1 pseudogene is annotated in these 469 nt (G+C 60.6%); it reads right to left on the reverse strand.

Annotated elements, in window-relative coordinates:
* Positions 1-263: pseudogene (locus tag AC3A4H_RS23620) on the reverse strand (branched-chain amino acid ABC transporter substrate-binding protein); the annotation flags it as partial.
* Positions 264-469 lie beyond the last annotated feature (206 nt).

Below are 469 nucleotides of genomic sequence, written 5' to 3' on the forward strand. Positions count from 1 at the left end.
GCAAGTTCCATGCCCTTGATTTCGTCTTCACCCTGGACGGCATAGGTGCCGGTGCGCGGAACCGAGGCGCCGATGAAGACGGTGTCGCCCTCAGAGCCGGCGGGCCAGGTGCCGAGTGGAGGCTTGTCGTCGGCATAGGCCTTGACGACTTGACCGACGAAGCCGGGCATCAGTGTTGCGCCAGCGACGCCCATCCCGAGTTGCAGCACGTGACGGCGAGAAAAACCGGGCGCGCTTCCATTCCTGAGTTTGAACTCCGGCATGCTTTCCTCCCTGGTTTGTCCTGCTCCTGAGCTGGGTTGCGGCATCTCAGCCGCGGAATTTCCTCCCCTCCTGGCAATACGCCCCTACGGCGCCTTCATGGCCGAGCCTGATCGAAACGACCCGCGAAATAGTAGGCCAACAGAAGAAGAGAACGTCAATGCAACTTTCGTTCGTTGCTCCCCATTGTCAGGAGATGGCCTACCTT

Source organism: Pseudaminobacter sp. Soil_N_29 (assembly GCF_057656055.1).